Genomic DNA, 771 nt, shown 5'->3' on the forward strand with positions numbered 1-771 from the left:
AATAGCAGAAGGCACAATGCGTCCACCAATCTTGGTGCGTTCTGCTCTGACGCCTTGGTATAGAGCAGGGCCTCCTAACGAAAGCTGGAACTTATTGCCGATAGTACACAGCAACCAAGCTGGTCCTGGCAATGGCCAAGATTTCGCTTGTTGTTTGAGTCCATTAAGCACTGCGGACATATTGTGACCAGCAAGCAACAGTAGGGCAAATAATCTTAATGGAATGAATTCTAAAACGGCAACGATTTGAATGGCTGGTTTCCCAAATGGCGCATACTGACGACGGCTAGGAGACCAAGCTCGTGCTAGCTCCATGGTTAAGCGGTACATGAGCGCACCAATCCCACCTGCGATGGCATACCAAAACAGTACACACACTACATTGCGACCAAAGCCCATAATGATGGTTTCAGCTCCGGCTTTACCTATACCGACAAGCGACAACGTTTCGGTATCACGATTCACAAAAGGCTTGAGTAGCTCGCGACAGCGCGTTTTATCCTCACGCGACAAGGCGAGGGCAAGTTGTTTGGTGAGGGTTTCGCAACTTCGCCAATCTAACGCTAATAGTAACAAGGCAAGTTCGTACAGAGGCTCTTGCCAAACTAAAGGCTTTAGAGCGATTAAGAGCACCAAACACGGCAATGTCATCAAAATAAGAGCGAGGCTTCCTGAGAGAATGCTTTGTGAGTAGCTATGGTGGTTATTTACTTTCTCTGCTAATTGTTCGGCTACCTTGCGCCATAAAGTCGCAGGGTGAGCGGAATGAGG

At 48.2% G+C, this 771-nt stretch carries 1 protein-coding gene; it reads right to left on the bottom strand.

The window, feature by feature from the left end:
* Positions 1-771 (bottom strand): cobalamin biosynthesis family protein (locus tag R7190_RS26895; protein WP_318137800.1); only part of this gene is annotated, 771 nt, incomplete at both ends.

The sequence above is a fragment of the Vibrio sp. 1078-1 genome (genome assembly GCF_033340475.1).